Annotated in this window: 27 protein-coding genes and 1 pseudogene; 12 read left to right on the top strand and 16 right to left on the bottom strand. The window is 66.9% G+C overall.

The window, feature by feature from the left end:
- Nucleotides 1-175: 175 nt before the first annotated feature.
- On the top strand, nucleotides 176-2,071 hold the full coding sequence (dxs, locus tag VUG52_RS03050; protein WP_262974350.1) for a 1-deoxy-D-xylulose-5-phosphate synthase: 1,896 nt from the start codon (nucleotides 176-178) through the stop codon (nucleotides 2,069-2,071).
- Nucleotides 2,072-2,163: 92 nt separating this feature from the next.
- Nucleotides 2,164-4,046, top strand: a pseudogene (locus tag VUG52_RS03045) (TonB-dependent receptor domain-containing protein).
- On the opposite strand, the gene VUG52_RS03040 reads toward VUG52_RS03045, so the two are convergent.
- The 12 genes from VUG52_RS03040 to nrdR form a co-directional block, all read right to left on the bottom strand.
- Nucleotides 4,024-4,836, bottom strand: coding sequence for a cobalamin-binding protein (locus tag VUG52_RS03040; protein WP_262974349.1), 813 nt, complete (start codon nucleotides 4,834-4,836; stop codon nucleotides 4,024-4,026). The pseudogene VUG52_RS03045 and the gene VUG52_RS03040 overlap by 23 nt on opposite strands.
- Nucleotides 4,836-5,255 (bottom strand): MFS transporter, encoded by a 420-nt coding sequence (locus VUG52_RS03035; RefSeq protein WP_262974348.1) that lies wholly within the window; start codon nucleotides 5,253-5,255, stop codon nucleotides 4,836-4,838. The genes VUG52_RS03040 and VUG52_RS03035 overlap by 1 nt, the downstream gene beginning before the upstream one ends.
- Nucleotides 5,252-5,869 carry a GTP cyclohydrolase II gene (gene ribA / locus VUG52_RS03030; RefSeq protein ID WP_011531972.1) on the bottom strand — a complete coding sequence of 206 codons (618 nt, stop codon included), beginning with the start codon at nucleotides 5,867-5,869 and terminating at the stop codon, nucleotides 5,252-5,254. The genes VUG52_RS03035 and ribA overlap by 4 nt, the downstream gene beginning before the upstream one ends.
- Before the next feature lie 222 nt (nucleotides 5,870-6,091).
- Nucleotides 6,092-6,829 carry a substrate-binding periplasmic protein gene (locus tag VUG52_RS03025; protein ID WP_262974347.1) on the bottom strand — a complete coding sequence of 246 codons (738 nt, stop codon included), beginning with the start codon at nucleotides 6,827-6,829 and terminating at the stop codon, nucleotides 6,092-6,094.
- Nucleotides 6,830-6,845: 16 nt separating this feature from the next.
- A complete protein-coding gene (locus VUG52_RS03020) occupies nucleotides 6,846-7,349 on the bottom strand; it encodes a phosphatidylglycerophosphatase A family protein (protein WP_023632630.1) in 504 nt (167 codons plus the stop codon).
- Nucleotides 7,346-8,302 (bottom strand): thiamine-phosphate kinase, encoded by a 957-nt coding sequence (thiL, locus tag VUG52_RS03015; protein WP_050703587.1) that lies wholly within the window; start codon nucleotides 8,300-8,302, stop codon nucleotides 7,346-7,348. The genes VUG52_RS03020 and thiL overlap by 4 nt, the downstream gene beginning before the upstream one ends.
- 18 nt (nucleotides 8,303-8,320) lie before the next feature.
- Nucleotides 8,321-8,821, bottom strand: a complete 501-nt coding sequence (nusB, locus tag VUG52_RS03010) for a transcription antitermination factor NusB (RefSeq protein WP_028690278.1) — start codon at nucleotides 8,819-8,821, stop codon at nucleotides 8,321-8,323.
- Entirely contained in the window at nucleotides 8,818-9,294 is a 477-nt protein-coding gene (gene ribH, locus VUG52_RS03005) for a 6,7-dimethyl-8-ribityllumazine synthase (protein WP_003255395.1), read from the bottom strand. Before ribH ends, nusB begins: the two co-directional genes overlap by 4 nt.
- Nucleotides 9,295-9,385: 91 nt before the next feature.
- Nucleotides 9,386-10,477: a bifunctional 3,4-dihydroxy-2-butanone-4-phosphate synthase/GTP cyclohydrolase II gene (gene ribBA, locus VUG52_RS03000; RefSeq protein WP_050703586.1), complete on the bottom strand. Its 1,092-nt coding sequence runs from the start codon at nucleotides 10,475-10,477 to the stop codon at nucleotides 9,386-9,388.
- A gap of 18 nt (nucleotides 10,478-10,495) precedes the next feature.
- On the bottom strand, nucleotides 10,496-11,161 hold the full coding sequence (locus VUG52_RS02995) for a riboflavin synthase (protein WP_050703585.1): 666 nt from the start codon (nucleotides 11,159-11,161) through the stop codon (nucleotides 10,496-10,498).
- Nucleotides 11,162-11,202: 41 nt separating this feature from the next.
- Nucleotides 11,203-12,330, bottom strand: a complete 1,128-nt coding sequence (ribD, locus tag VUG52_RS02990; protein ID WP_050703584.1) for a bifunctional diaminohydroxyphosphoribosylaminopyrimidine deaminase/5-amino-6-(5-phosphoribosylamino)uracil reductase RibD — start codon at nucleotides 12,328-12,330, stop codon at nucleotides 11,203-11,205.
- A gap of 2 nt (nucleotides 12,331-12,332) precedes the next feature.
- On the bottom strand, nucleotides 12,333-12,797 hold the full coding sequence (gene nrdR / locus VUG52_RS02985; protein WP_009685710.1) for a transcriptional regulator NrdR: 465 nt from the start codon (nucleotides 12,795-12,797) through the stop codon (nucleotides 12,333-12,335).
- Nucleotides 12,798-12,902: 105 nt separating this feature from the next.
- Between nrdR and VUG52_RS02980 the strand changes: the two genes are divergently transcribed.
- Genes VUG52_RS02980 through trxA form a run of 3 tightly spaced genes read left to right on the top strand, consistent with a single transcriptional unit; the run spans nucleotide 12,903 to nucleotide 14,934 of the window.
- Entirely contained in the window at nucleotides 12,903-13,355 is a 453-nt protein-coding gene (locus VUG52_RS02980) for a hypothetical protein (RefSeq protein ID WP_050703583.1), read from the top strand.
- Nucleotides 13,356-14,015, top strand: coding sequence for a class I SAM-dependent methyltransferase (locus VUG52_RS02975; RefSeq protein WP_050703582.1), 660 nt, complete (start codon nucleotides 13,356-13,358; stop codon nucleotides 14,013-14,015). It abuts the gene before it with no gap.
- A 31-nt stretch (nucleotides 14,016-14,046) separates the two neighbouring features.
- On the top strand, nucleotides 14,047-14,934 hold the full coding sequence (gene trxA, locus VUG52_RS02970; protein WP_050703581.1) for a thioredoxin: 888 nt from the start codon (nucleotides 14,047-14,049) through the stop codon (nucleotides 14,932-14,934).
- Between the two features lie 163 nt (nucleotides 14,935-15,097).
- On the opposite strand, the gene VUG52_RS02965 is transcribed toward trxA, so the two are convergent.
- The gene (locus VUG52_RS02965) at nucleotides 15,098-15,442 is read right to left on the bottom strand and encodes a hypothetical protein (protein ID WP_050703580.1); all 345 of its coding nucleotides are present in this window, start codon (nucleotides 15,440-15,442) and stop codon (nucleotides 15,098-15,100) included.
- A 135-nt stretch (nucleotides 15,443-15,577) separates the two neighbouring features.
- Here VUG52_RS02965 and VUG52_RS02960 point away from each other — a divergent pair, with 135 nt between their 5' ends.
- The 5 genes from VUG52_RS02960 (at nucleotide 15,578) to VUG52_RS02940 (ending at nucleotide 19,552) form a co-directional block, all read left to right on the top strand.
- A complete protein-coding gene (locus VUG52_RS02960) occupies nucleotides 15,578-16,153 on the top strand; it encodes a DUF2796 domain-containing protein (protein WP_050703579.1) in 576 nt (191 codons plus the stop codon).
- Entirely contained in the window at nucleotides 16,154-16,864 is a 711-nt protein-coding gene (locus VUG52_RS02955) for an ABC transporter ATP-binding protein (protein ID WP_050703578.1), read from the top strand.
- On the top strand, nucleotides 16,864-18,129 hold the full coding sequence (locus tag VUG52_RS02950) for an ABC transporter permease (protein WP_262952030.1): 1,266 nt from the start codon (nucleotides 16,864-16,866) through the stop codon (nucleotides 18,127-18,129). The genes VUG52_RS02955 and VUG52_RS02950 overlap by 1 nt, the downstream gene beginning before the upstream one ends.
- A gap of 60 nt (nucleotides 18,130-18,189) precedes the next feature.
- Nucleotides 18,190-18,759, top strand: coding sequence for a DUF3299 domain-containing protein (locus tag VUG52_RS02945; RefSeq protein ID WP_262952036.1), 570 nt, complete (start codon nucleotides 18,190-18,192; stop codon nucleotides 18,757-18,759).
- Between the two features lie 109 nt (nucleotides 18,760-18,868).
- On the top strand, nucleotides 18,869-19,552 hold the full coding sequence (locus VUG52_RS02940; RefSeq protein WP_028690266.1) for an OmpW/AlkL family protein: 684 nt from the start codon (nucleotides 18,869-18,871) through the stop codon (nucleotides 19,550-19,552).
- Here the strand turns inward: VUG52_RS02940 and VUG52_RS02935 are convergent.
- Nucleotides 19,540-20,760, bottom strand: coding sequence for an MFS transporter (locus tag VUG52_RS02935; RefSeq protein WP_220689966.1), 1,221 nt, complete (start codon nucleotides 20,758-20,760; stop codon nucleotides 19,540-19,542). The two genes, VUG52_RS02940 and VUG52_RS02935, sit on opposite strands and share 13 nt — an antisense overlap.
- A gap of 104 nt (nucleotides 20,761-20,864) precedes the next feature.
- Here VUG52_RS02935 and VUG52_RS02930 point away from each other — a divergent pair, with 104 nt between their 5' ends.
- Entirely contained in the window at nucleotides 20,865-21,305 is a 441-nt protein-coding gene (locus tag VUG52_RS02930; RefSeq protein WP_062575347.1) for a winged helix-turn-helix transcriptional regulator, read from the top strand.
- 154 nt (nucleotides 21,306-21,459) lie between these two features.
- Here the strand turns inward: VUG52_RS02930 and VUG52_RS02925 are convergent, their stop codons facing one another.
- Both VUG52_RS02925 and VUG52_RS02920 read right to left on the bottom strand, forming a co-directional pair.
- Nucleotides 21,460-22,392 carry an NAD-dependent epimerase/dehydratase family protein gene (locus VUG52_RS02925; RefSeq protein ID WP_110739061.1) on the bottom strand — a complete coding sequence of 311 codons (933 nt, stop codon included), beginning with the start codon at nucleotides 22,390-22,392 and terminating at the stop codon, nucleotides 21,460-21,462.
- A complete protein-coding gene (locus VUG52_RS02920) occupies nucleotides 22,385-23,269 on the bottom strand; it encodes a sugar nucleotide-binding protein (RefSeq protein WP_028690262.1) in 885 nt (294 codons plus the stop codon). Before VUG52_RS02920 ends, VUG52_RS02925 begins: the two co-directional genes overlap by 8 nt.
- A 181-nt stretch (nucleotides 23,270-23,450) precedes the next feature.
- Between VUG52_RS02920 and VUG52_RS02915 the strand changes: the two genes are divergently transcribed.
- The gene (locus tag VUG52_RS02915) at nucleotides 23,451-24,290 is read left to right on the top strand and encodes an alpha/beta hydrolase (protein WP_050703572.1); all 840 of its coding nucleotides are present in this window, start codon (nucleotides 23,451-23,453) and stop codon (nucleotides 24,288-24,290) included.
- The last annotated feature ends 138 nt before the right edge of the window (nucleotides 24,291-24,428 follow it).

Raw genomic sequence — 24,428 nt, 5'->3', positions numbered from 1 at the left:
GGATTTCAGCCTTGACGCAAAGATTGCCGGGGCCGCTGTGCGGCCCTTTCGCGACACAAGGCCGCTCCTACAGGATCTCTGCCGCACCGGTGGCCCTCATACACCCGTCCGAATGGGCAGCTTTTCCTACAATGGGGTAAACTGCCGCGTCTTCACACCTATAACGACACGCCTGATGCCCACGACGTTTCAAGAGATCCCCCGCGAACGCCCGGTCACGCCATTGCTGGACCGCGCCGACACGCCCGCCGGCCTGCGCCGGCTGGCCGAAGCCGACCTGGAGACCCTGGCCGACGAGCTGCGCCAGGACCTGCTCTATACCGTGGGGCAGACCGGTGGGCATTTTGGTGCAGGCCTGGGCGTCATCGAGCTGACGATCGCCCTGCACTACGTCTTCGACACCCCGGATGACCGGTTGGTGTGGGACGTCGGCCACCAGGCCTACCCGCATAAGATCCTCACCGGTCGCCGCGAGCGCATGCTCAGCCTGCGCCAGAAGGACGGCATCGCCGCCTTCCCGCGCCGCAGCGAGAGCGAGTACGACACCTTCGGCGTCGGTCACTCCAGTACCTCGATCAGCGCCGCCCTGGGCATGGCCATCGCCGCCCGCCTGCAGAACGATCCGCGCAAGTCGATCGCCGTGATCGGCGACGGCGCGCTGACCGCCGGCATGGCCTTCGAGGCGCTGAACCATGCGCAGGAAGTGGATGCCAACATGCTGGTCATCCTCAACGACAACGACATGTCGATCTCGCGCAATGTCGGCGGCCTGTCCAACTACCTGGCCAAGATCCTCTCCAGCCGCACCTACGCCAGCATGCGCGAAGGCAGCAAGAAAGTGCTGTCGCGCCTGCCCGGGGCCTGGGAGATCGCCCGGCGCACCGAAGAGTACGCCAAGGGCATGCTGGTGCCCGGCACCCTGTTCGAGGAACTGGGCTGGAACTACATCGGCCCGATCGACGGCCACGACCTGCCGACCCTGATCGCCACCCTGCGCAACATGCGCGACCTCAAGGGCCCGCAGTTCCTGCACGTGGTCACCAAGAAGGGCAAGGGCTTCGCCCCGGCCGAGGTCGACCCGATCGGCTACCACGCGATCACCAAGCTGGAGCCGGCCGACAAACCAGTGGCGCCGAAGAAGGCCAGCGGGCCGAAGTATTCCGCCGTGTTCGGCCAGTGGCTGTGCGACATGGCCGCCGCCGACAACCGCCTGGTGGGCATCACCCCGGCGATGAAGGAAGGCTCGGACCTGGTCGACTTCAGCGAGCGCTACCCCGAGCGCTACTTCGACGTCGCCATCGCCGAACAGCACGCGGTGACCTTTGCCGCAGGCATGGCCTGCGAGGGCGCCAAGCCGGTGGTGGCGATCTACTCCACCTTCCTGCAGCGTGCCTATGACCAACTGATCCACGACGTGGCGGTGCAGGACCTCGATGTGCTGTTCGCCATTGACCGCGCCGGCCTGGTCGGCGAGGACGGCCCGACTCACGCCGGCGCCTACGACCTGTCCTATCTGCGCTGCATCCCCGGCATGCTGGTGATGACCCCCAGCAACGAGAACGAGCTGCGCAAGATGCTCAGCACCGGCCACCACTACAAGGGCCCGGCCGCCGTGCGCTACCCGCGCGGCACCGGCCCCAACGCGCCGATCAGCGGCGACCTCGAGCCACTGGAGATCGGCAAGGGTGTGGTCCGCCGCCAGGGCGGCAAGGTCGCCCTGCTGGTGTTCGGCGTGCAACTGGCCGAGGCCCTGCAAGTGGCCGAGCAGATCGACGCCAGCGTGGTCGACATGCGTTTCGTCAAGCCGCTGGACGAGGCCCTGGTATTGGAGATGGCCGCCAGCCATGAGTTGCTTGTGACCATCGAGGAGAACGCCATCATGGGCGGCGCTGGCGCTGCCGTCGGCGAGTTCCTGGCCCGCGAGGGCGTGGTCAAGCCGCTGCTGCACCTGGGCCTGCCGGACATCTATGTCGAGCATGCCAAGCCTGCGCAGATGCTGGCTGAGTGTGGGCTGGATGTGGCTGGTATCGAAGCCTCCGTCAAAGCCCGGATGGCCAAGCTCGGCCTCTAGGGCCCTTTCGCGGGTAAACCCGCTCCCACAGGGATTGCACAGTGTTCAAGATCTGTGGAGATCCTGTGGGAGCGGGTTTACCCGCGAATGCGATGGAACTGCCCATGAAAAAATCCGTCTGTGCCGCACTCCTCTGCGCCCCTACATTCCTGCTGGCCGCCGAACGCGATGACGCCCTCAAGCTCCCCGACGTACTGATCAGCGCCAGCCGCCAGGTCGAGTCGCGCACCGCCACCAGCGCCGCCAACACGGTATTCACCCGTGCCGATATCGACCGCCTGCAACCCAGCGGCGTCACCGACCTGCTCGCCCGCGTCCCTGGCGTGCAGGTGGCGCCCACCGGCGGTCGCGGCAGCCTGCCCGGCATCTTCATCCGCGGCACCAAAGCCGCCCAGACCCTGGTGCTGGTCGACGGCGTGCGCATCGCCAACGCCACCTCTGGCGACAGTGGCCTGCAGTTTCTCGACGTCGACCAGATCGAACGTGTGGAAGTGCTGCGCGGCTCGCGTTCAGCGATCTACGGCAGCGACGCCATTGGCGGGGTGATCCAGATCTTCACCCGCCGTGGCGATGGCCAGGGCCTACAACCGCGCCTGCGCCTGGCGGCCGGCAGCAACCAGACCTGGCAACGCAGCCTGGGGTTGTCGGGCGGCGATGACGCGACCCGCTTCAACCTCGGCGCCAACCTGGACGAAACCGCTGGCATCGATTCGACCGGACCGTCGTATGCCAGCGATGGCGACCATGACGCCTATCGCAACCGCTCGCTCAATCTGAGCCTGAGCCATGCATTCAACGAGCGTTTTGAAGCCGGCCTGAACCTGCTCGACAGCCGAGGACGCAGCGAGTACGACAATCCCTTTGGCCGCTTCGACATGGCCACTTTCCAGAGTTTCGGCCAAAAGCCCTATACCGATTTCACGGTCAGCAGCCTGGGTACCTACCTGGACGCCCAGCTCACCGAGGCCTGGCATTCGCGCCTGGAGTTGGGTCACAGCGAAAACCGCGACGACAAACGCGACAAGCTCAGCGATGAGCGCTTCGTGTTCAACACCTATCGCGACCAGGTGATCTGGCAGAACGACTTCGTCGTGGATGAGCACAACAACCGCTGGCGGGGGCCGACTGGTATCAGGATCGCGTCCACGCCAGCACCGACTTTACCGAGGACAGCCGCTTCAATCGCGCCGTGTTCATCCAGCATCGCTTCACCGGTGAACACTTCTCCACCGAATTGGGCGTGCGCCGCGACCAGAACCAGCAGTTCGGCGGCCAGACCACCTGGAGCGGCAGCGTAACGGTACCGGTCAATGTCGACAACGATGTTTTGCTGTCCTACAGCGAAGGTTTCCGCGCACCGACGTTCAACGATCTGTACTACCCCCAGTACAGCAACCCGAACCTCGACCCCGAGCGCTCGAAAAGCTACGAGCTGCAGTGGCGTAGCCAACTGAGCAAAGAAAGCCGCCTGGAGGCTTCGCTGTACCGCACCGACCTGCGTGACGCGATCATCTTCGGCGCAGGCTCCATCCCCCGTAACGTGGCATCGGCCCGGATCAGCGGCTTTGAGCTGGGCCTGGAGCAGCAGTGGGGCGAATGGCGCAGCCAACTGGGCCTGGCCTTGATCGACCCACGCGATCGCGACAGCGGGCACACCCTCGCCCGCCGCGCCCGACGGACCTTGAGCCTGGATCTGGATCGACAATTCGAACGGTTCAGCCTGGGCGGTAGCTGGCAGGCGGTGAGCGGCAGCTACGATGACGAGGCCAATCGCAATGCGCTGGGTGGCTACGGCCTGCTTGGATTGCGTGGAGGCTGGGCTGCGAGCGACGAGGTTCGGCTAGAACTGAAACTCGACAACCTGCTGGACAAGCAATACAGCCGTGCCCTGTACAGCTTCGATGGCAGCCAGTACGGCTATCGCGAAGAAGGCCGCACCTGGCTGCTGAGCCTTACCTGGACCCCGACCCTCTAGCCTCCAGCAGCGCGCACAGTCGGGCGGTGGCCTCGATCATCTGCCCGCTGGGCCGCTCCAGGCCCTTGTCCGGTACCACCAGCAAGCCTTCCTCCTTCACCGCGCTCAGCTGCGGCCAGCGACGCCAGCTGGCCAGCTGCGCCGCATCACCCGCCAGGATCACCTCGGGATCGCGTAGCAGCACCGACTCCACGCTGACTTGCGGCGCGGGCTGGGTCAGGTCATCGAACACATTGCGCGCCCCGCAGACGCGCAAGGCATCGCTGACCACCTGGCGCCCGCCCAAGGTGTACAGCGGCTTGTCCCAGACCTGGTAGAACACCCGCAGCGGCGTGTCGCGCCGATAGCGCTCCCGCAGCGCCTGCAGTCGCTCACGCAGGTCGGCGGCATAGGCGCGGCCCTGCTCATCCCGCCCGAGGCGCCGGGCAATGGCTTCGATCTGCTCGATCAACTGGTCGAGGTCGCCGGGCTCGCCACTGAACGTGGCGATGCCCAGGCGCTTGAGCTGGTCGCGCTGGGCCGGCGCGACGCTGCCGGGCCAGAGCAGCAGCAGGTCAGGCTTGAGACTGAGCAGGCGCTCCATGTCCAGCTGGCCATGGCGCCCGACCGAGGGCAGGGCCTGAAGGCTCGGCGGACGCTCACCCGCGTCCAGCAGGCCCACCAGCAGGTCGCCGGCCTCCAGCTCGAGGACGATCTCGGTCATCGACGGCGCCAGGCTGACCACACGCGGTTCGGCCTCGGCCAAGGTGCCCAGGCACAGGAGCGCTAGGAAGGCGAGGGACGCCCGCATCAGCCGAGCTGGCGCGGGATACGGTAGAGGTACAGCACCACCACGGTGGACAGGGCAAGGAGGATCTGCGGCACCGCCTCCAGCCCGACCAGCACCGATAGCGCCGCGACCCAGGCCGGAAAGCAGGCGAACAGCATGGCCAGGCGCCGAACCCGTGCCAGCTCGATCCAGGCAGCGGGTTCTTCCGCCGCGCCCAACTGCTTGTCGGTGGCGATCAACGCCCGCTTGTAGGCGCCGAAGCGCGGCAGGCTGAGGAACATGGTCGCGGCCCCGGCGATGAACAAGGGCATGGCCAGCACCGGGATCAGCGGCTCTCCACCGCCAAATGCCCAGGCCATTATCGGCAACGGCAACAGGCCCACGGCCAGGTACTGCCACCAGGCCAGGGCCAGCCGCCGCTTCACCTCGCCGCGGGTCACGCCTGTGGCACCTCGCCCTGGTGCTTGTTGCCCATCATGTGGCCGAGCTTGTCGGCCTTGGTGGCCAGGTACAGGCGGTTGTGCGGGTTGTGGCCGGTGTGCAGCGGCACGCGCTCGGCGACCTTGATGCTCATGTCGGTCAACGCCTTGACCTTGCGCGGGTTGTTGGTCATCAAACGCAGCGACTTCACGCCCAGGTGCTCGAGCATCGGCAGGCACATGGCGTAGTCGCGCTGGTCGGCGGCGAAGCCCAGGCGCTCGTTGGCCTCGACGGTGTCGGCGCCGCCATCCTGCAGCTCATAGGCGCGGATCTTGTTCAGCAGGCCGATGCCACGGCCCTCCTGGCGCAGGTACAGCAGCACGCCACGGCCTTCGCGGGCGATGGCCTGCAGCGCGGCTTCGAGTTGCGAGCCGCAGTCGCAGCGCTGGCTGAACAGCGCATCGCCGGTCAGGCACTCGGAGTGCAGGCGCCCCAGCACCGGCTCGCCGTCCGCGATGTCACCCAGGCTGAGCACCACATGCTCGCGGCCAGTGGCTTCGTCGAGGAAGCCATGCATGGTGAAGATCGCAAAGGGAGTCGGGAGTTTAGAGGCGGCAACAAAGACGACGGGCACGTTGTGCTCCTGGATAGTAGGATTTTTCAGATCGGCCGATTGTATCAGCAGCCCGGCGCAGGTGCGCAGGAGGAATATGGTGGCTTAAGATCGAAAAGTTCGATGCTTATGGACTCACAAGATTCCTGTGGGAGCGGGTTTACCCGCGAATGCGTTGGTTGTCTCACCGCAGCCTTCGCGGGTAAACCCGCTCCCACAGGGGTGATGTCCAGCCTTGCGTTGTCAGTGAGGCTGACTATCGCTGGTAAACGGATACGGCTGCTTCCAGCGCTCGAAGATCGGCTTCAACTCACCGCTGCGTACCAATTGCGCCATGCGCCGGTCGAACAGGTCACGCAAGGCCTCGCCCTGCGCACTGCGGGTGAAGGCCAGGTACAGCGGCAGCTCGGCGACATGGGTGCTGCGAAAACGCTGTGGCTCGGGCGCCTGACCGAGCACGTACTCGACCTCGGTCTGCGCATCGATGTAGAAATCCACCCGGTCATGCTCGAGCATGGGCAATATGCCTTCGCGGCGCTGAACCTCGCGGAAATTGTGGACGTTGGGCAGATAGCTGGCGTAGTCGTAACCACGCACCCAGGCCAGGCGGTACTGGCCAATGGTGTCCAGCGTCGGCTGCGGCTTCCCGGCCAGACCCAGGGCATAGATATGGTCCAGGTCGAAATGCCAGCGCGGATAGAGATTGTCGTCGTTCTCTTCCTTGTAGGAGCCGACCCAGGCATCGGCCTCGCCCCGCTTCACCAGGCCGACCGAGCGGCTGTACGGCGCGCTCAGTACCTTGACCTTGACGCCGGCCGGCTCGAACACCTTGCGCAGCACGTCCCAGGCCAGCCCGCTGCCATCGGCGTTGGTGTAGTCGAGCCACTCCTCGCTGACCAGGCGCACCTGCTGCTCCTGCGCCATGACGCCGGGCGCCGCCCAGAGCAGTACCCACGCCAGCAACACACTCCTCAAGGCCATCGCAACGCTCCCTGTATCAGGCCACCGCCCACACCAGAACCTGCATGCCCAGCCAGGCGAACACGCCGGCCAGGATATCGTCGAGCATGATCCCGAACCCACCATGCACATGGCGATCGACCCAGCGGATCGGCCACGGCTTGAGGATGTCGAAGAAGCGGAACATCAGGAACCCCGCCAGCAGCCACTGCCAGCCTTCCGGCACCAGCCACAGGGTGATCCACATGCCGACGATCTCGTCCCAGACAATGCCCTCGTGATCGTGCACGCGCAAGTCGTTGGCCACCTTGCCGCACAGCCACACGCCGAACAGCATGCTGATGCCCAGCAGCAGCCAGTAGCCCCAGTCGGGCAGCATCTGCCACAACGGGATGAACGGCAGCGCCACCAGCGAGCCCCAGGTACCGGGGGCCTTGGGCAAAGTGCCGGAGCCGAAGCCGAAGGCGATGAAGTGCCACGGGTTGCGCCAGACCGAAGGCGGAACGAACTCCGCAGGCACCTGGTTGGGGTGGTCGGTCACGGTGTCTCCCTGAAATGTTGATAGCCCCGCTGCACGGGGGTGATGTCCTGGCCCTGCGGGTCACGCAGGGTCACGCCCTGCCCTTGCAGCACACGCCCGATGACGTGCACCTCGCGGGCCAGGGAGGTCAGTGCGCTTTCCGGCAGGGTGAAGGCCAGCACGTAGTCGTCGCCACCGGTGAGCGCCGCCTGCACTGCCGCCTCGCGCCCCAGGAAAGCCTGTAAAGGAGCAGACACGGGGACCTGCGCCAGGTTCACCTCCAGCGCGACGCCGGACGCCTTGGCGATATGCCCGCAGTCGGCCAGCAGGCCGTCGGAGATATCCAGTGCTGCCGTGGCCAGGCCGCGCAGGCGCTCGCCCAACTGCAGCTGGGGCAAGGGCGACCAGTAGTGCTCCAGCAGCGGGTCGGCCACCTCGGCAGCCGCCCCGCGCTCGCCCAGCACCAGCGGCAAGGCCCCCGCCGCGTTGCCCAAAAAACCGCCGACGCACAGCAGGTCGCCCGGCTGCGCGCCGCTGCGGCGCAGGGCCTGGCCTGCCGGTACCCGGCCGAACACGGTCACGGTGATGCTCAGCGGCCCACGGGTAGTGTCACCGCCGATCAAGGTCATGCGGCAACGGTGGGCCATGCGGCCGAGGCCGTCGGCGAAGGCTGCCAGCCAGTCCGGGCCGAATTCGGGCAGGGTCAGGGCGAGGGTGAAGCCGATGGGCGTGGCGCCCATGGCCGCCAGGTCGCTGGCCGCCACGGCGAGCGAACGCTGGCCCAGCAGCAGCGGGTCGCAGACTGCAGGGAAATGCACAGCGGCCACCAGCGTGTCGGTGGAGATCGCCAGCTGCTCGCCGGCGGGCAGGTCCAGCAGGGCACAGTCGTCGCCGATCCCCAGGGCCACGCCCTCGCCGCCCTGCGCACAAGGCGCGGCGGCGAAGTAGTGACGGATCAGCTCGAACTCACCCATGGCTGGTCAGCGCCGCGATCAGCGCTTGTTCGCCTTGACTTCCGCTTCACGCAGACGCGGAGCCAGCTTGTCCAGCACGCCGTTGACGAACTTGTGGCCGTCGGTGGCGCCGAAGACCTTGGCCAGTTCCACGCCTTCGTTGATGACGACGCGGTACGGCACGTCGACGCGCATCATGAACTCCCAGGTGGACAGGCGCAGCACGGCCAGCTCGACCGGGTCGAGTTCTTCCAGCGGCGTATCCAGGCAAGGCTTGAGCGCCTCGTCGATCTCGACCTTCTTCGCCGGGACCCCGTGCAGGATCTCGCGGAAGTAGGCGCCGTCGACATCGGAGAAATCGTTATCGACCCGGAACTGCGCTTCCACTTCGTTCAGCGAGTGCTTGGCCATGTGCCACTGGTAGAGCGCTTGCGTGGCGAGCTTGCGGGCTTCGCGACGCTTGGCGCTCTTCGAGGGCTTGCCGGCATCCGCAGGTTTTGGATCGCGCGGGTTGAAACGATCGCTTTCGTCGCTAATCACTTGGCCTCCAACTGCGCCAGCAGACTGACCATTTCCAGGGCCGACAGGGCAGCTTCGGCACCTTTGTTGCCGGCCTTGGTGCCGGAACGCTCGATGGCCTGCTCGATGGAGTCGACGGTCAGGACGCCGAAGGCCACCGGAACACCGAACTCCATGGACACCTGGGCCAGGCCCTTGGTGCACTCGCCCGCCACGTATTCGAAGTGCGGGGTACCGCCACGGATCACTGCGCCCAGGGCGATGATCGCGTCATAAGCACCCTGCTGGGCGACTTTCTGCGCTACCAGCGGGATTTCGAACGCGCCCGGGGCACGGATGATGGTGATGTCGCTTTCGCTGACGCCGTGGCGTACCAGGGCATCGACTGCACCGCTTACCAGGCTTTCGACGACGAAGCTGTTGAAGCGGCCAACCACCAAAGCATAGCGACCTTTGGGGGCGATGAAGGTACCTTCGATGGTCTTCAGGGTCATTCCGGAGTTCTCATCTTCAAGAGCGAGGCCGCGCGGTGGCGGCCTCGGGAGGGTTTTGACTCGAGTCTATGGGCGATCAGGCCGCCTCAAGTCACTCGGAGGGCACGTATTCTACAACTTCCAGATCGAATCCGGATATCGCATTGAACTTCATCGGCGAACTCATCAGGCGCATCTTGCGCACGCCGAGGTCGCGCAGGATCTGCGAACCGGCACCGACGGTGCTGTAGGTGGTCGGCGCTTTCGCCGGGGCATCGCCCGCGCTCTCGCGGATATGCGCCAGCAGCACGTCGCCGTCCAGCGGGTGGCCCAGCAGCAGCACCACGCCGCTGCCGGCCTCGGCCACGGCGCTCATGGCCGCGCGCAGGCTCCAGCGGCCCGGCTGCTTGACCATCAGCAGGTCGCGCAGCGGGTCCATGTTGTGCACACGCACCAGGGTCGGCTCTTCGGCGCAGATCTTGCCCAGGGTCAGGGCCATGTGCACGTCGCCCTCCACCGCGTCACGGTAGGTGACCAGGTTGAACTGGCCCAGCTCGCTCTCGATCGGCTGCTCGGAGACGCGCTGCACGGTGCGCTCGTGGATCATGCGGTAGTGGATCAGGTCGGCGATGGTGCCGATCTTCAGGCCGTGCTCGGCGGCGAACACTTCCAGCTCGGCGCGGCGCGACATGGTGCCGTCGTCGTTCATCACCTCGCAGATCACGCCGCTTGGCTCGAAGCCGGCCATGCGCGCCAGGTCGCAGGCCGCCTCGGTGTGGCCGGCACGGGCCAGGGTGCCGCCGGGCTGGGCCATCAGCGGGAAGATGTGGCCGGGGCTGACGATGTCCTCGGCCTTGGCGTCCTTGGCGGCGGCGGCCTGCACGGTGCGGGCGCGGTCGGCGGCGGAGATGCCGGTGGTGACGCCTTCGGCGGCCTCGATCGACACGGTGAACTTGGTGCCGAAGCCCGAGCCGTTGCGCGGCGCCATCAGCGGCAGCTTGAGCGTTTCGCAGCGCTCGCGGGTCATCGGCATGCAGATCAGGCCACGGGCGTGCTTGGCCATGAAGTTGATGTGCTCGGGCAGGCAGCACTCGGCCGCCATGATGATGTCGCCTTCGTTCTCGCGGTCTTCGTCATCCATGAGGATGACCATTTTGCCCTGGCGGATGTCTTCGACCAGTTCTTCGATGCTGTTGAGCGCCACGCGGCACCCCCTTCTCAATCAGGATTTCAAGAAGCCGTTGGCGGCCAGGAAGCTTTCGGTGATGCCACTGCCTTTGCTCGGCTCGGCGGCCTTGTCGCCCAGCAGCAGACGCTCCAGGTAACGGGCCAGCAGGTCGACCTCAAGGTTCACCCGACGCCCTGCGCGGTAGTCGGCCATGATGGTTTCGGACAGGGTGTGCGGGACGATGGTCAGCTCGAACTCGGCGCCATCGACTTCGTTGACCGTCAGGCTGGTGCCGTCGACGGTGATCGAGCCCTTGTGGGCGATGTACTTGGCCAGCTCCTTGGGCGCGCGCACGCGGAACTGGATGGCGCGGGCGCTATCGGCACGCGAGACGATCTCGCCGACGCCGTCGACGTGGCCGCTGACCAGGTGGCCGCCCAGGCGGGTGGTGGGGGTCAGGGCCTTTTCCAGGTTGACCCGGCTGCCGCTCTTGAGATCGACCATGGCGGTGCGCTTGAGGGTCTCGACGCTGACGTCGGCCCAGAAGCCGTCGCCGGGCAGCTCGACGGCGGTCAGGCACACGCCGTTGACCGCGATGCTGTCGCCCAACTTGACGTCGCCCAGGTCGAGCTTGCCGGTCTCTACGTAGACGCGCACGTCACCGCCCTTGGGGGTGAGGCTGCGGATGGTGCCGATGGATTCGATGATGCCGGTGAACATGGTGTTCTCCTAGATACGGGCTGCGCGAGGCAAGCCTGGCATTATACGCCGGGGGGCGGCAGGGGGATGGCAGTGACTCGCCAGTCATCGCCGACCGCGCGCATTTCGGTGATCTTCAGTCGCGGCGCCTCGCTCATTCTCGACAGCGGCCAGTCCAGCAACGGACGGGCGTCGGAGCCGAGGAAGGTGCCGGCGACGAACAGCTGGTACTCGTCGACCAGGCCCTGGCGGGCGAAGGCGCCGACCAGGCCGGCGCCGGCCTCCAGCAGGATTTCGTTGACCCCGCGCCCGGCCAGGGTGCGCAGCAGTGCAGGCAGGTCGACGCGACCCTCGCTGCCGGGCAGGTTGATCAGTTCATGGCCGGCGGCCGCGTAGCGCGGGTCTTCACCGGCGGCGGTCACCACCAGCGCCGGGCCGGCCTGGAAGAACGGTGCGTCCAGCGGCAGGCGCAGGCGCCCGTCGACCAGCACGCGCAACGGCGGACGCGACAGGGCCAGGGCGGTGAGGGCGTCATCCAGGCCCAGTTCCTCGCCGCGCACGGTCATGCGGGCCTGGTCGAACAGCACGCTCTCGGCGCTGGTCAGCACCACGCTGGAACGCGCGCGCAGGCGCTGCACCGCGGCACGCGCCGCAGGGCCGGTGATCCACTGGCTTTCGCCGCTGGCCATGGCGGTGCGGCCGTCCAGGCTCATGGCCAGCTTGGCGCGCACGAACGGCAGGCCCTGCTCCATGCGCTTGAGAAACCCCGGGTTGAGCGCGCGGGCCTCGGCCTCGAGCACGCCGCTGGCGACTTCGATGCCGGCTTCGCGCAAACGCCGCAGGCCATTGCCGGCCACTTGCGGATTGGGGTCCTGCATGGCCGCCACCACCCGCGCCACCCCGGCCTTGACCAGCGCCTCGGCGCACGGCGGCGTGCGGCCATGGTGGCTGCAGGGTTCGAGAGTGACGTAGGCGCAGCCGCCGCGGGCGCGCTCGCCGGCCTGGCGCAAGGCATGGACCTCGGCGTGCGGCTCGCCGGCGCGCACATGCCAGCCTTCGCCGACCACCTCGCCGTCACGCACGATCACGCAACCCACGCGGGGGTTGGGGTGGGTGCTGTACAGGCCCTTGCGGGCCAGTTCCACGGCGCGGGCCATGTAGTGGGCGTCGAGAATGGCTTGGCTGGACATGCTTACTCTTTAGCCGGCTCGCGGGCCAGACGGTCGATTTCTTCGCGGAATTCGTCGAGGTCCTGGAACCGCCGGTAGACCGAGGCGAAACGGATGTAGGCCACTTCGTCGAGCTTGCGCAGCTCGGCCATCACCATCTCACCGACCACCAGCGACTTCACTTCGCGCTCGCCGGTGGCGCGCAGGCGGCTCTTGATGTGCGCCAGCGCCGCTTCCAGGCGCTCGACGCTGACCGGGCGCTTTTCCAGCGCGCGCTGCATGCCGGCACGCAGCTTGTCTTCGTCGAAGGGCTGGCGCGTGCCGTCCTGCTTGATCAGCCGGGGCAGGACCAGCTCGGCGGTTTCAAAAGTAGTGAAGCGCTCGCCGCAGGCGACGCATTCGCGCCGGCGACGCACCTGTTCGCCCTCGGCGACCAGACGCGAGTCGATGACCTTGGTGTCGTTGGCACCGCAAAACGGACAGTGCATGGTGGCAGGCAACAAAAAAAGGGAGGGCCATGGTAGCGCATTGCACTGGCAAGACAAGCCAAAGGGTTTACCATCCATGCAAATCTGCCCGTGAAGGACTACCCCATGCACCCTCGAGCGCTCGTCGTGCTGTGTTGCGCCGCCCTGCTCGCCGCCTGCGGCAGCGACCGCCCCAAGCCGGAACAGGCCCCGGCCCCGGTGCCGGCCAAGGTGGCGAAGAAAACCGAACCCCTGGGCCCGCTGCCGGCCTACCAGCGCGAGCTGAGCGGCACCCTGCTGGACATCCCGGCGGGCGCCGACGTGGAGCTGGCCCTGCTGGTGATCGACGAGCGTGGCCGGCCACAGCAACTGCTGGCCAGCAGCACCCTGAGCGGCACCGGCCAGGCCCTGCCCTACCGCCTGCGCTTCAACCCCGAAGCCTTCCCCGCCGGTGCCCGGGTCGAACTGCGCGGCCGCGCCAGCCGCTCCGGCCAGCTGATCCTGCACCTGCCGCCGGTGCGCATTGCCCAGGCCCAGACCCAGGCCACCGGCCCGCTGCGTTTCGAAAAGGCACCCTAGATGGCCCCGGCAATCCTGCAACAGGCCCTGAGCGGCCTGATCGGCGAAGCGCGCCTGATCGTCAGCGAGCTGCCCGGGTGCGACCTGAAGCTCTGGTTGATCGACGACCAGAACATGGATCGCGAATTCACCCGCGAGGAAACCCGGCGCATTCTCGAGGAGCCACCTTACTGGAGCTTCTGCTGGGCCAGCGGCCTGGCCATGGCGTGCTACCTGGCCGAGCACCCGCAGTGGGTGCGCGGCAAGCGCGTGCTGGATTTCGGCGCAGGCTCCGGCATCGCCGGGATCGCCGCAGCCCGGGCCGGCGCGCTGGAGGTGGTGGCCTGCGACCTTGATCCGCTGGCCCTGGACGCCTGTCGCGCCAACGCCGCGCTGAACGGCGTGACGCTGAGCTACAGCAGCGATTTCTTCGCCGAGGCCGACCGCTTCGACCTGATCCTGGTCGCCGATGTGCTCTACGACCGCGCCAACCTGCCGCTGCTGGACGAGTTCCTCAGCCGTGGTCGCCAGGCGCTGGTGGCCGACTCGCGGGTGCGCGACTTCAGCCACCCGCTGTACCGCCCGCTCGGCGTGCTCGAGGCGCTGACCCTGCCGGATCTGGCCGAGCCGCACGAATTCCGCCGGGTCAGCCTGTACCATGCCAGCCGCGAGCCCTTATAGTGAGGGTATTCACGGATTTGCGAGAGTTGCGATGAGCCAAGCTTCTGATAACAAAGATGTGCCGTACATCTTCGATGCCACCGATGCCAACTTCCAGCAACTGGTCATCGAGAACTCCTTCCACAAGCCGGTGCTGGTCGACTTCTGGGCCGAGTGGTGCGCGCCATGCAAGGCGCTGATGCCGCTGCTGGCGAAGATTACCGAGGGTTATCAGGGCGAACTGCTGCTGGCCAAGATCAACTGCGACATCGAGCAGCAGGTCGTCGCCCAGTTCGGCATCCGCAGCCTGCCGACCGTGGTGCTGTTCAAGGACGGCCAGCCGGTCGACGGTTTCGCCGGCGCCCAGCCCGAGTCGGCCATCCGCGCCATGCTAGAACCCCATGTGCAGATGCCCGCGCCGCCCGCCGCCGCGCCGCTGGAGCAGGCCAAGGCGCTGTTCGCCGAAAGCCGTTTCAGCGAAGCCGAGGCGCTGCTGCAGGTGCTGCTGGGTGAAGACAACAGCAATGCCGAGGCGCTGATCCTGTATGCCCGCTGCCTGGCCGAGCGCGGCGAGCTGGGCGAGGCCCAGGTGGTGCTCGACGCGGTCAAGACCGACGAGCACAAGGCCGCCCTGGCCGGCGCCAAGGCCCAGCTGACCTTCCTGCGCCAGGCCGCCAGCCTGCCGGAAGCCGCCGAGCTGAAGAGCCGCCTGGCGCAGAACCCACAGGACGACGAGGCGGCCTACCAGCTGTGCATCCAGCAGTTGGCGCGCCAGCAGTACGAGGCCGCGTTGGATGGGCTGCTGAAGCTGTTCCAGCGCAACCGCGCCTACGAGAACGGCTTGCCGCAGAAGGCGCTGCTGCAGGTGTTCGAACTGCTGGGCAACGCTCACCCGCTGGTCAGTGTGTATCGCCGCAAGCTGTCCGCTGCGCTGTTCTGACGCCACGGCAAGGCAAACCCGTGGGAGCGGGCTTGCCCCGCGATCACCGGCGAAGCCGGTGCCACTACCCAATCGCGGGGCAAGCCCGCTCCCACGCTGATCCAGTCAAATCAACAATTCATATTTAGTTCCAGGAGAACTGGCTTGCCCCGGGATGTATCGCTCAGCCCACCCAGCGATACACCGGCGCGTCCACGCCGCTTTCCACCTTCACCTCACTGCTGTGGCGCAAGCGCACCAGCAGCCGCTTGCCCGCCGCCATGCTCCCGGCCAGCCCTTCCAGGCGCTCCAGCAACTCCGGCCCGCTCATCTGCCCCGCCTGGCGCAGCACGTCACGCGCCGCCACCCACTGCCCGTCATCCTGCCGAGGCGCCGGGCTGCCGCTGACCGGCTGAGTCTCGACAGCTGCCGGCACTTCCAGCCGACGTCCCAGCTGCGCCCACTCTTCCGGCGCCAGTTCGACGGTCAGGTCCACCGGCCATTCACCGATCTGTCCACGAATTCTCACGATAGGTACCCTGCCTCCAGTCTCGATGCCGCCATGCTCCCACGAACATGAAACCTGTGCCAGGCAGGCTGGCGGGGCAAACAACAATTGTTATAACATCACAAAATCTTTCCCAAGCCGCCTGTGGAGCCGTCCATGCGTCGTCTGTTGCTCGCCCTGCCCTTCGCCCTGCTGCCCCTGGCCGTGGCCCAAGCCCACGACGACCACGATCATGACCACGCCCATGGCACCCTAGGTGCCCACGAGCATGGCGTGGCCAAGCTCAACGCAGTGCTCGACGGCAACACCCTCGAACTGGAACTGGACAGCCCGGCGATGAACATCGTCGGCTTCGAGCACGTGGCCAGCAGCGATGCCGACAAGGCCAAGGTCACCGCTGCCCGCCAACAGCTCGAACAGCCCCTGAAACTGTTTGGCGTTGCCCCGGCCGCCGGTTGCAAGGAAGACGCCCAGGAGCTGGAAAGCCCGCTGTTCGGTGACGCCGCCCAAACCGACGAGGATGGCGACAGCCATGAGCACGGTCACGCCCACGCCGACGTCAACGCCCACTATCAGCTGACCTGCGCCACCCCGGGCAAACTCACCCAGATCGATCTCGGCCCGCTGTTCAAGACCTTCCCGCAGACCCAGAAGATCAACGTGCAACTGATCGGCCCCAACGGCCAGAAAGGCATCGAGGCCACCCCCGCCAAGGCCGTGGTCGCGTTCTGAATGAACCAGCCGCTGATCGAACTGCATGACCTGGTGTTCGCCTGGCCCGGCCAGGCGCCGCTGCTGGAAATCCCTGCATTTCGCCTGGAGCCCGGCGAGGCGCTGTTCCTCAAGGGCCCCAGCGGCAGCGGCAAGACCACCCTGCTCGGCCTGCTGGGCGGCGTCAACCGCCCCGGGCAAGGCAGCATCCGCCTGCTTGGCCAGGACCTCGCGGCCATGGGCCAGGGCGCGCGCGACCGTTTCCGGGTCGATCACACCGGCTACATTTTCCAGCAGTTCAACCTGCTTCCGTTCCTGTCGGTGCGGGAGAATGTCGAGCTGCCCTGCCGCTTCTCGAAAAGCCGCGCGGCCCGCGCCGCCCAGCGCCATGGCAGCATCGACCAGGCCGCTGCCCAACTGCTCGCCCACCTGGGCCTGGACGACCCGACCCTGCTCGCCCGCCGCGCCGACAGCCTGTCGATCGGCCAGCAGCAGCGGGTTGCCGCGGCACGGGCGCTGATCGGTCAGCCCGAGCTGGTGATCGCCGACGAGCCCACCTCGGCCCTCGACGCCGATACCCGCGAGGCCTTCATCCGCCTGCTGTTCGACGAGTGCCGCGACGCCGGCGCCAGCCTGCTGTTCGTCAGCCATGACCAGAGCCTGGCGCCGCTGTTCGACCGGCACCTGTCCCTGGCCGAGCTCAACCGCGCCGCCAAGCCCCGGGAGGCCTGATGTACCTGCTTCGCCTTGCCCTGGCCAGCCTGGCCAACCGCCGTTTCACCGCCCTGCTCACCGCGTTCGCCATCGCCCTGTCGGTGTGCCTGCTGCTGGCCGTCGAGCGGGTGCGCACCGAGGCCCGCGCCAGCTTCGCCAGCACCATCAGCGGCACCGACCTGATCGTCGGCGCCCGCTCGGGGTCGGTGAACCTGCTGCTGTACTCGGTGTTCCGCATCGGCAACGCCACCAACAACATCCGCTGGGACAGCTACCAGCACTACGCCAGCGACCCGCGGGTGAAATGGGCCATCCCCATCTCCCTGGGCGACTCGCACCGTGGCTACCGGGTGATGGGCACCACTACCGACTACTTCAGCCATTACCAGTTCGGCCGCCGCCAGCACCTGGCACTCGACCAGGGCCGGGCGTTCGCCGACGATCCGTTCGAGGTAGTGCTCGGCGCCGAAGTGGCCGAGGCGCTGCACTACAAGCTCGGCGACAAGCTGGTGCTGGCGCATGGCGTAGCTGCCATCAGCCTGGTCAAGCATGACGACAAGCCGTTCACCGTGGTCGGCGTGCTCGAGCGCACCGGCACCCCGGTGGACCGCACCCTGCACATCAGCCTGGCCGGCATGGAGGCGATCCATATCGACTGGCACAACGGCGTGCCGGCCCGTGGCGCCGGGCGCATCAGTGCCGAGCAGGCCCGCACCATGGACCTGCAGCCTGCCGCCATCACCGCCTTCATGCTCGGGCTCAACAGCAAGATCGCCACGTTCAGCCTGCAGCGCGAGATCAACGAGTACCGCGCCGAACCGCTGCTGGCGATCCTGCCCGGCGTGGCCCTGCAGGAGCTGTGGAGCCTGATGGGCACGGCGGAGCAGGCCTTGTTCGTGGTGTCGCTGTTCGTCGTGCTCACCGGCCTGATCGGCATGCTCACGGCCATTCTCACCAGCCTCAACGAACGCCGCCGGGAAATGGCCATCCTGCGTTCGGTGGGCGCCCGTCCCTGGCACATCGCCGGGCTGCTGGTGCTCGAGGCGCTGGCCCTGGCACTGGCGGGCATCGCCACCGGCCTGGGGTTGCTGTACGCGGGCATCGCCCTGGCCCAAGGCTATGTACAGGCCAACTATGGGCTATACCTGCCACTGGCCTGGCCGAGCGCCCATGAGTGGACGTTGCTGGCCATCATCCTCGGCGCGGCGCTGCTGATGGGCAGCGTGCCAGCCTGGCGCGCCTATCGGCAGTCGTTGGCCGATGGTTTGTCGATTCATCTGTAAGAGACAGACATGACTCCAGACCTCACCGCCCTCTTCGCGGGTAAACCCGCTCCCACAGGGATGGCCTCACCTCCTGTGGGAGCGGGTTTACCCGCGAAGAAGGCAACACCGATCATTCAGTACTTGCTGCTCGCGATCATGCTGATGACTTCGCTGCCCCTGTGGGCCGCCGACCCTCGCGAACTGGACTGGCCTGCCCTGATCCCCGAGGGCGCGCCGGTCATCCCGCCACAACTGACGCCCCTGCACGACCTGTCGCAGATCAGCGACGCGCTGTCCGCCGAGGCGGCCCCCGCCGCCCGCCAGCAGGCGCCCAACGCGCCGGTGGTGAAAACCCTGGACGGCCAGCAGGTGAAGATCCCCGGCTACATCGTGCCGCTGGAGGTCAGCGAGGAAGGCCGCACCACCGAGTTCCTCCTGGTGCCCTACTACGGCGCCTGCATCCATGTGCCGCCCCCGCCGTCGAACCAGATCGTGCATATCTTCAGCGAGATGGGCGTGCGCATCGAAGACCTTTACCAGCCCTACTGGATCGAGGGCACGATGCAGGTCAAGGCCAGCAGCAGCGAGCTGGCGGATGCCGGTTACCAGATGGAAGCAGAGAAAATCTACGCTTACGAGCTGAAGTGAGCACTGCGTCACCCCGATAGCACGGCTTCTTTGAGCTGGGTCAAACTTTCTGTTTAGTCGGCTTCGTACCATTGGACTACTCGATTACTCACGTCCTCTGGGAGCTTCCATGAACAAGTCCTTGCTCGGTGCCTCGCTCGTCGCGTTGGCGCTTGCAGCCCCTGTCGCCCACGCCCACCAGGCGGGGGATTTCATCCTCCGCGCCGGCGCCATCACCACCGCGCCCAACGAGAACAGCGGCGACATCAAGCTCGACGGCGCCAAGGTCTCGGGCACCAAGGCGACCCTGGACAGCGACACCCAGCTGGGCCTGGCCTTCGCCTACATGCTCACCGACCACATCGGTCTCGAGCTGCTGGCCGCCACCCCGTTCCAGCACAAAGTCGGCGTCAAGGGTCTCGGCCCTGGCCTGGACGGCAAGCTGGCCGACATCAAGCAACTGCCGCCGACCCTGTCGCTGCAGTACTACCCGATGGCGCCGTCCTCGAAGTTCCAGCCGTACGCCGGCGTGGGCATCAACTACACCATGTTCTTCGATGAAGACCTGACCAGCGACCGCAAGGCCCAGGGCTTCAGCAACATGAAGCTGAAGGACTCGGTCGGCATCGCCGGCCAGCTGGGCATGGACTACATGCTCACCGACAACCTGCTGCTCAACGCCGCGGTCTGGTACGTCGACATCGACACCAAGGCCAGCATCGACGGCCCGAGCGCCCTGGGCGTCGGCAAGACCAAGGTCGACGTCGATGTCGATCCGTGGGTCTACATGGTCGGTATCGGCTACAAGTTCTGATTCGCAGGCGGGCCTGCTCCCTCCGGAGCGGGCCCGCCATGCATCGTCTCGACACTCCAGAGATACCCCCAGTAGCCCCAGGCTAGCGCGCTTATCCCCGCCCCGACCCCGCACACCGCCACCCATCCCCACTGCCCGTACACCCAGGTCGCCACGACCGCTCCCACCCCGCTGCCGAGTGAGTAGCAGCACATGTAGGCGCCGACCAGCCGGCTGGCCATCTCGCCGCGCCCCGCCAGCAGCAGACTCTGGTTGGTCACATGCACCGCCTGCACGGCCAGGTCCAGCATCAGAATCCCGATTACCAGCGCCAGCAATGACTGCTCGAGGCAGGCGATGGGGAGCCACGACAGGGTCAGCAGGCCCAACGCCCAGCCAGTCACCCGCCGTCCATGCCCCTGATCGGCCAGACGCCCGGCACGCGATGCCGCCAGCGCCCCCGCCACGCCGGCCAGACCGAACAGCCCGACTTGCGTGTGATCCAGCGCCAGTGGCGCGGCGCTCAAGGGCAGCACCATCGCACTCCACAGCACGCTGAACGCCGCGAACACCAGCACCGCGAACAGTCCGCGCTGACGCAGCAGGCGGTCATGTCGATACAGCCGCAGCACCGATGCCAGCAACGCCCGATAGCGCTGCCTCTGCCCCTGCGGCCTGGCAGCGGGCAAGCGCCAGGCGAGCAGCACCGCCATTGCCAGCGCAAGCACCGCCGCCACGCCATACACACCCTGCCAACCGAGCAGGTCGGCCACTGCGCCCGATATCAGGCGCGCCGAGAGGATGCCCAGCACCACGCCGCTGGTCACCGTGCCCACCGCCTGCCCCTGTTCGGCGGGCGTGGCCAATGTGGCGGCATGCGCCACCATCACCTGCACCACCACCGCGGCCAGGCCGACCAGGGCCATCGCGGCCAGCAGCACGGCCCAGTCCACGGCAAAGGCCACGGCCAGCAAGGCGCCGGACGAGACCAGTAACTGGCCGAGGATCAGCCGCTTGCGATCGAGCAGATCCCCCAGCGGCACGATCAGCAGCAACCCCAAGGCATAGCCGGCCTGGGTCATCCCCACTACCAGGCCGGCGCGGGCGCTGCTCACCCCAAGGCTCGCCGCCATCGACTCCAGCAGCGGCTGGGCGAGATACACCGTGGCCACGGCCAGTGCGCAGGCGGCGGCCAACAACAACGTCAATCCACGGGTGAGCGTCGACATCGAAGACTCCCTTTCAATTCTGGTTTCAATTTAAAACCACATGACTGGATTTCTAGCAAATGTGGTTTTATTCTGCAACCAGATAGACACCCAAGGATCGCGCCATGCTCGACGAGAACAACCAGCAATGCCCTGTGGCCCGTGCCTTGGAGGTGCTCGGCGACCGTTGGGCGCTGATGATCCTGCGCGATGCCTTTGACGGCCTGCGCCGCTTCAGCGAATTGCAGAAGAACCTGGGGCTGGCGAAGAACATCCTCGCTTCGCGCTTGAAGCTGCTGGTGGAGGCTGAGCTACTGGTGCAGCAGCCGGCCTCGGATGGCAGTGCCTACAAGGAATATGTGTTGACCGAACGGGGGCGCTCGGTGTTTCCGATCGTGATCGGCTTGCGTCAGTGGGGGGAGCGCTACCTGTTCACAGCGGGGGAGTCACGCTCGCAGCTGGTCGATGATCGTGGCCAGGGCCTGGAGACGCTGCAGGTGCGGGCCCGGGATGGGCGGGAGGTGCGGCCGGAGGATTGCCGGCGGCGGGTGGTCCGGCATTCGTGATACCTGCTCCACCTGCCATGCACGATCCTGTAGGAGCGGCCTTGTGCCGCGAAAGGGCTGCAAAGCAGCCCTGGCAGTGTTGCGGGATTAGCATAATTGGGGCCGCTTCGCGCCCCTTTCGCGGCACAAGGCCGCTCCTACATGCAATAGAGGGTCAGACCTTGCCAAGCAACCGCGCCAGCCCCTCGACGAACGGCGTCGGCTCAGGGAACGCGAAGCGTGCCAGCAAGCGCGAATTGTCCGCCCGCGAATGGCGGATATCGCCCGAACGGGCCTGGCCGTAGCTGACCGCCGGCAAACCGCCCACCACCTGCTCCAGCGCCTTGAGCAACTGGTTCAGCGAAGTCGCCTGGTTCAGGCCGATGTTCACCGCGCCCTCTTCCACCACCGGCTGTTCAAGCGCCTGCACCATCACCTGAACCAGATCGCCGACGAACAGGAAGTCACGGGTCTGCTCGCCATCACCGAACACGGTGATCGGCGTACCCTGGGTGGCGCGCTCGCAGAAGATGCTGATCACCCCCGAATACGGCGAGGAAGGATCCTGGCGCGGCCCGAAGATATTGAAGAAGCGGAACACCACCGGCTCCAGCCCATGCTGGCGACGGTAGAAGTCCAGGTACTGCTCGCTGGCCAGCTTGTCCACCGCATAGGGGGTCAGCGGTGCCTTGGGCGTGTCCTCGGCAATCGACTGGCCCTCGCCATTGTTGCCGTACACCGCCGCGCTGGAGGCGAACAGCACGCGGCGGATGCCGTTCAGGCGCATCGCCTCGCAGACATTGAGCGTGCCGATGAAGTTGCTCTGGTGGGTCTTCACCGGATTTTCCACCGAGGCCTGCACCGAGGCCACCGCGGCCAGGTGCACCACCGCCTGGCAGCCACCGGCGGCACGGGCCACCAGGGCGGCGTCGGCGACATCGCCCTCAAGCAGTTCCAGGCGTGGATGGCCGAGTTGCAGGTTGCTGCGCTTGCCGGTCGACAGGTCGTCGAGGATACGCACCGCGTAGCCTTTCTCCAGCAACGCATCGCACAGGTGGGAGCCAATGAAGCCGGCACCGCCGGTGATCAGGATGGGGGCGTCAGCCATGTCGGTAGAATCGGTCCAGTAGGGGCGGCAAACCGGCGCGCCAGGCGCGGGGCTTGATGCCGAAGGTGTGAAGGATCTTCTTGCAGGCCAGCACCGCGTGCTGTGGCTCCTCGCTGGCATCCGGGCGGGCGGCGTGGGCCTGGGCGGTCGGCGCCTGCACGGCCAGCTTGCGCCACTGGGTGGCCTCGGTGAGGATCGCCTGGCCGAGCACCAGCGGCGTGGTGGCCTCGTTGCCAGCATAGTGGTAGGTGCCCCACAGCGGCGCCTGGCAATCGAGCTGCTTGAGTACCGATAGGATCACCCGCGCGGCGTCGTCCACTGGCGTCGGGTTGCCGCGCCGGTCATCGGCCAGCAGCAGTTCCTGAGGCTGTTCGGCGCGGGTCAGGAAGCGCCCGAGCGCGCCGTCGATACTTTCGTCCAGCAGCCAGCCGAAGCGCAGCAGCACATGCTGCGGGCAGGTGGCGCGCACACTCTGCTCGATGCGCCAGAGCGCCTGGCCGCGCAGGCCGAGCGGCACCGGCTCGTCCTTCTCGCTGTAGGCGGTGGCGCGCGAGCCATCGAACACACGGTAGCTGGACGGTTGCACAAGGATCATCTCGTGGTGCTGGCACAGTTCGGCGAGCCGCTCCACCGCCCGCTCCTGCTGGGCCAGACGTTGCTCGCTGACGGACTCGGCCTGGAACCAGTCGAAATAATAGGCCAGGTTGACCACGGCGTGCGGGCGTTGCTCGTCGAGCAGCAGGGTCAGGCTGGCCGGATCCCAGCCGTTTTCCGGCGGGCGAGGCGCCAGGAAGGCGATGTCTTCCTCGGCCCCGAGACGAATCAGCGCTTGCCCGAGGGCATTGCCACCACCCAACAGCATCAGGCGCATACGCATAGAGTCAACAGGTCCGGTCTGGTCGATGGAGGAAAGGGTTCATTTTGCTGTTTCCGGCAGGGGAAGTCCAACCCAGGCAAGGCCTGGCGCGCGCCGCGTGGCGATTGGCACCGGTCGGGGCGGTATTCCGCCTTTGCCGACAGCTACTTATACTGCGCCAGGCCTGTTCAAGGAGATCAACATGGATGCCGAACTGAACACTGCGCAACGCGCCAGATGGCAATTCGACGAGCCCGCGCCCGGCCCGGAGCGGTTCATCGACGAGGATTTCGCCGACTATCGCCAGCAGGCGCGCCTGCTGCTGCCGGACGCCGAGCGTGCCCCCACGGTATTCGTGGTCGGCGGCGCACGCTCCGACTTCACCCGCCTCAACCCGTTGCTCTACCGCCTCCAGCAGCAGGGCATCGGCTCGTTGACCGGCAACCTGTCCGGCCACAGCCTGGCCAGCGAACCAGGGGCCAAGGACGCCTCGTTGGACATCAACCTGCAGGAGGCCCTGCGCTTTCACCGGCATCTGGACGCGCGCAGCGACACCCTGGTCGGCCATAGCCTGGGCGCCGCCATCGCCTTGAAGCTGGCCGCCCAGCGCCCCACCGTGCGCAAGCTGGTGCTGATCTGCCCGGCGGTCTACCCGGACGCGGCCCATGCCGCGCCCTTCGGGCCGGCCTTCAGCGAGGCCATCCGCAAGCCTTTTGCCTTCCTCGACTGCGACAGCTACGCCTTCCTGCGCCAGTTCCAGGGCCGGGTGCTACTGGTGATCGGCGAATACGACGGGCTCAACTCCAGGGTCCACGGCCAGGAGCCCGGCACCTCGGCCGGTACCCGGCGGCTGGCGGGCGTCGAGCGCTACAGCCCGATTCCCGAGGAGGTCACCCACGCCTTGCTGCGCTCGGTGCCCGCGCCCCATGTGGAATGCCTGATGCTGACCGACTGCGACCACGGCATCGCCGCGCACCTGCGCGACCGGCCGGAGGTGGCGGACCAGGTGGCCGATACGGTGGCGGCGTTCATTCTCGATTGAAGTGGGTCGAAGACTGCTGTACTTGCGTGGGAGCGGGCTTGCCCCGCGATAGCGTCCGATCGGGCGACCTCGTTGGTCGTGCTGACGCCATCGCGGGGCAAGCCCGCTCCCACGCATCAATGCGCAATCAATGCGACA

Source organism: Pseudomonas sp. LH21 (assembly GCF_036549575.1).
Lineage (GTDB): Bacteria > Pseudomonadota > Gammaproteobacteria > Pseudomonadales > Pseudomonadaceae > Aquipseudomonas > Aquipseudomonas peradeniyensis.
This window is presented reverse-complemented; position numbering and strand designations above follow the sequence as displayed.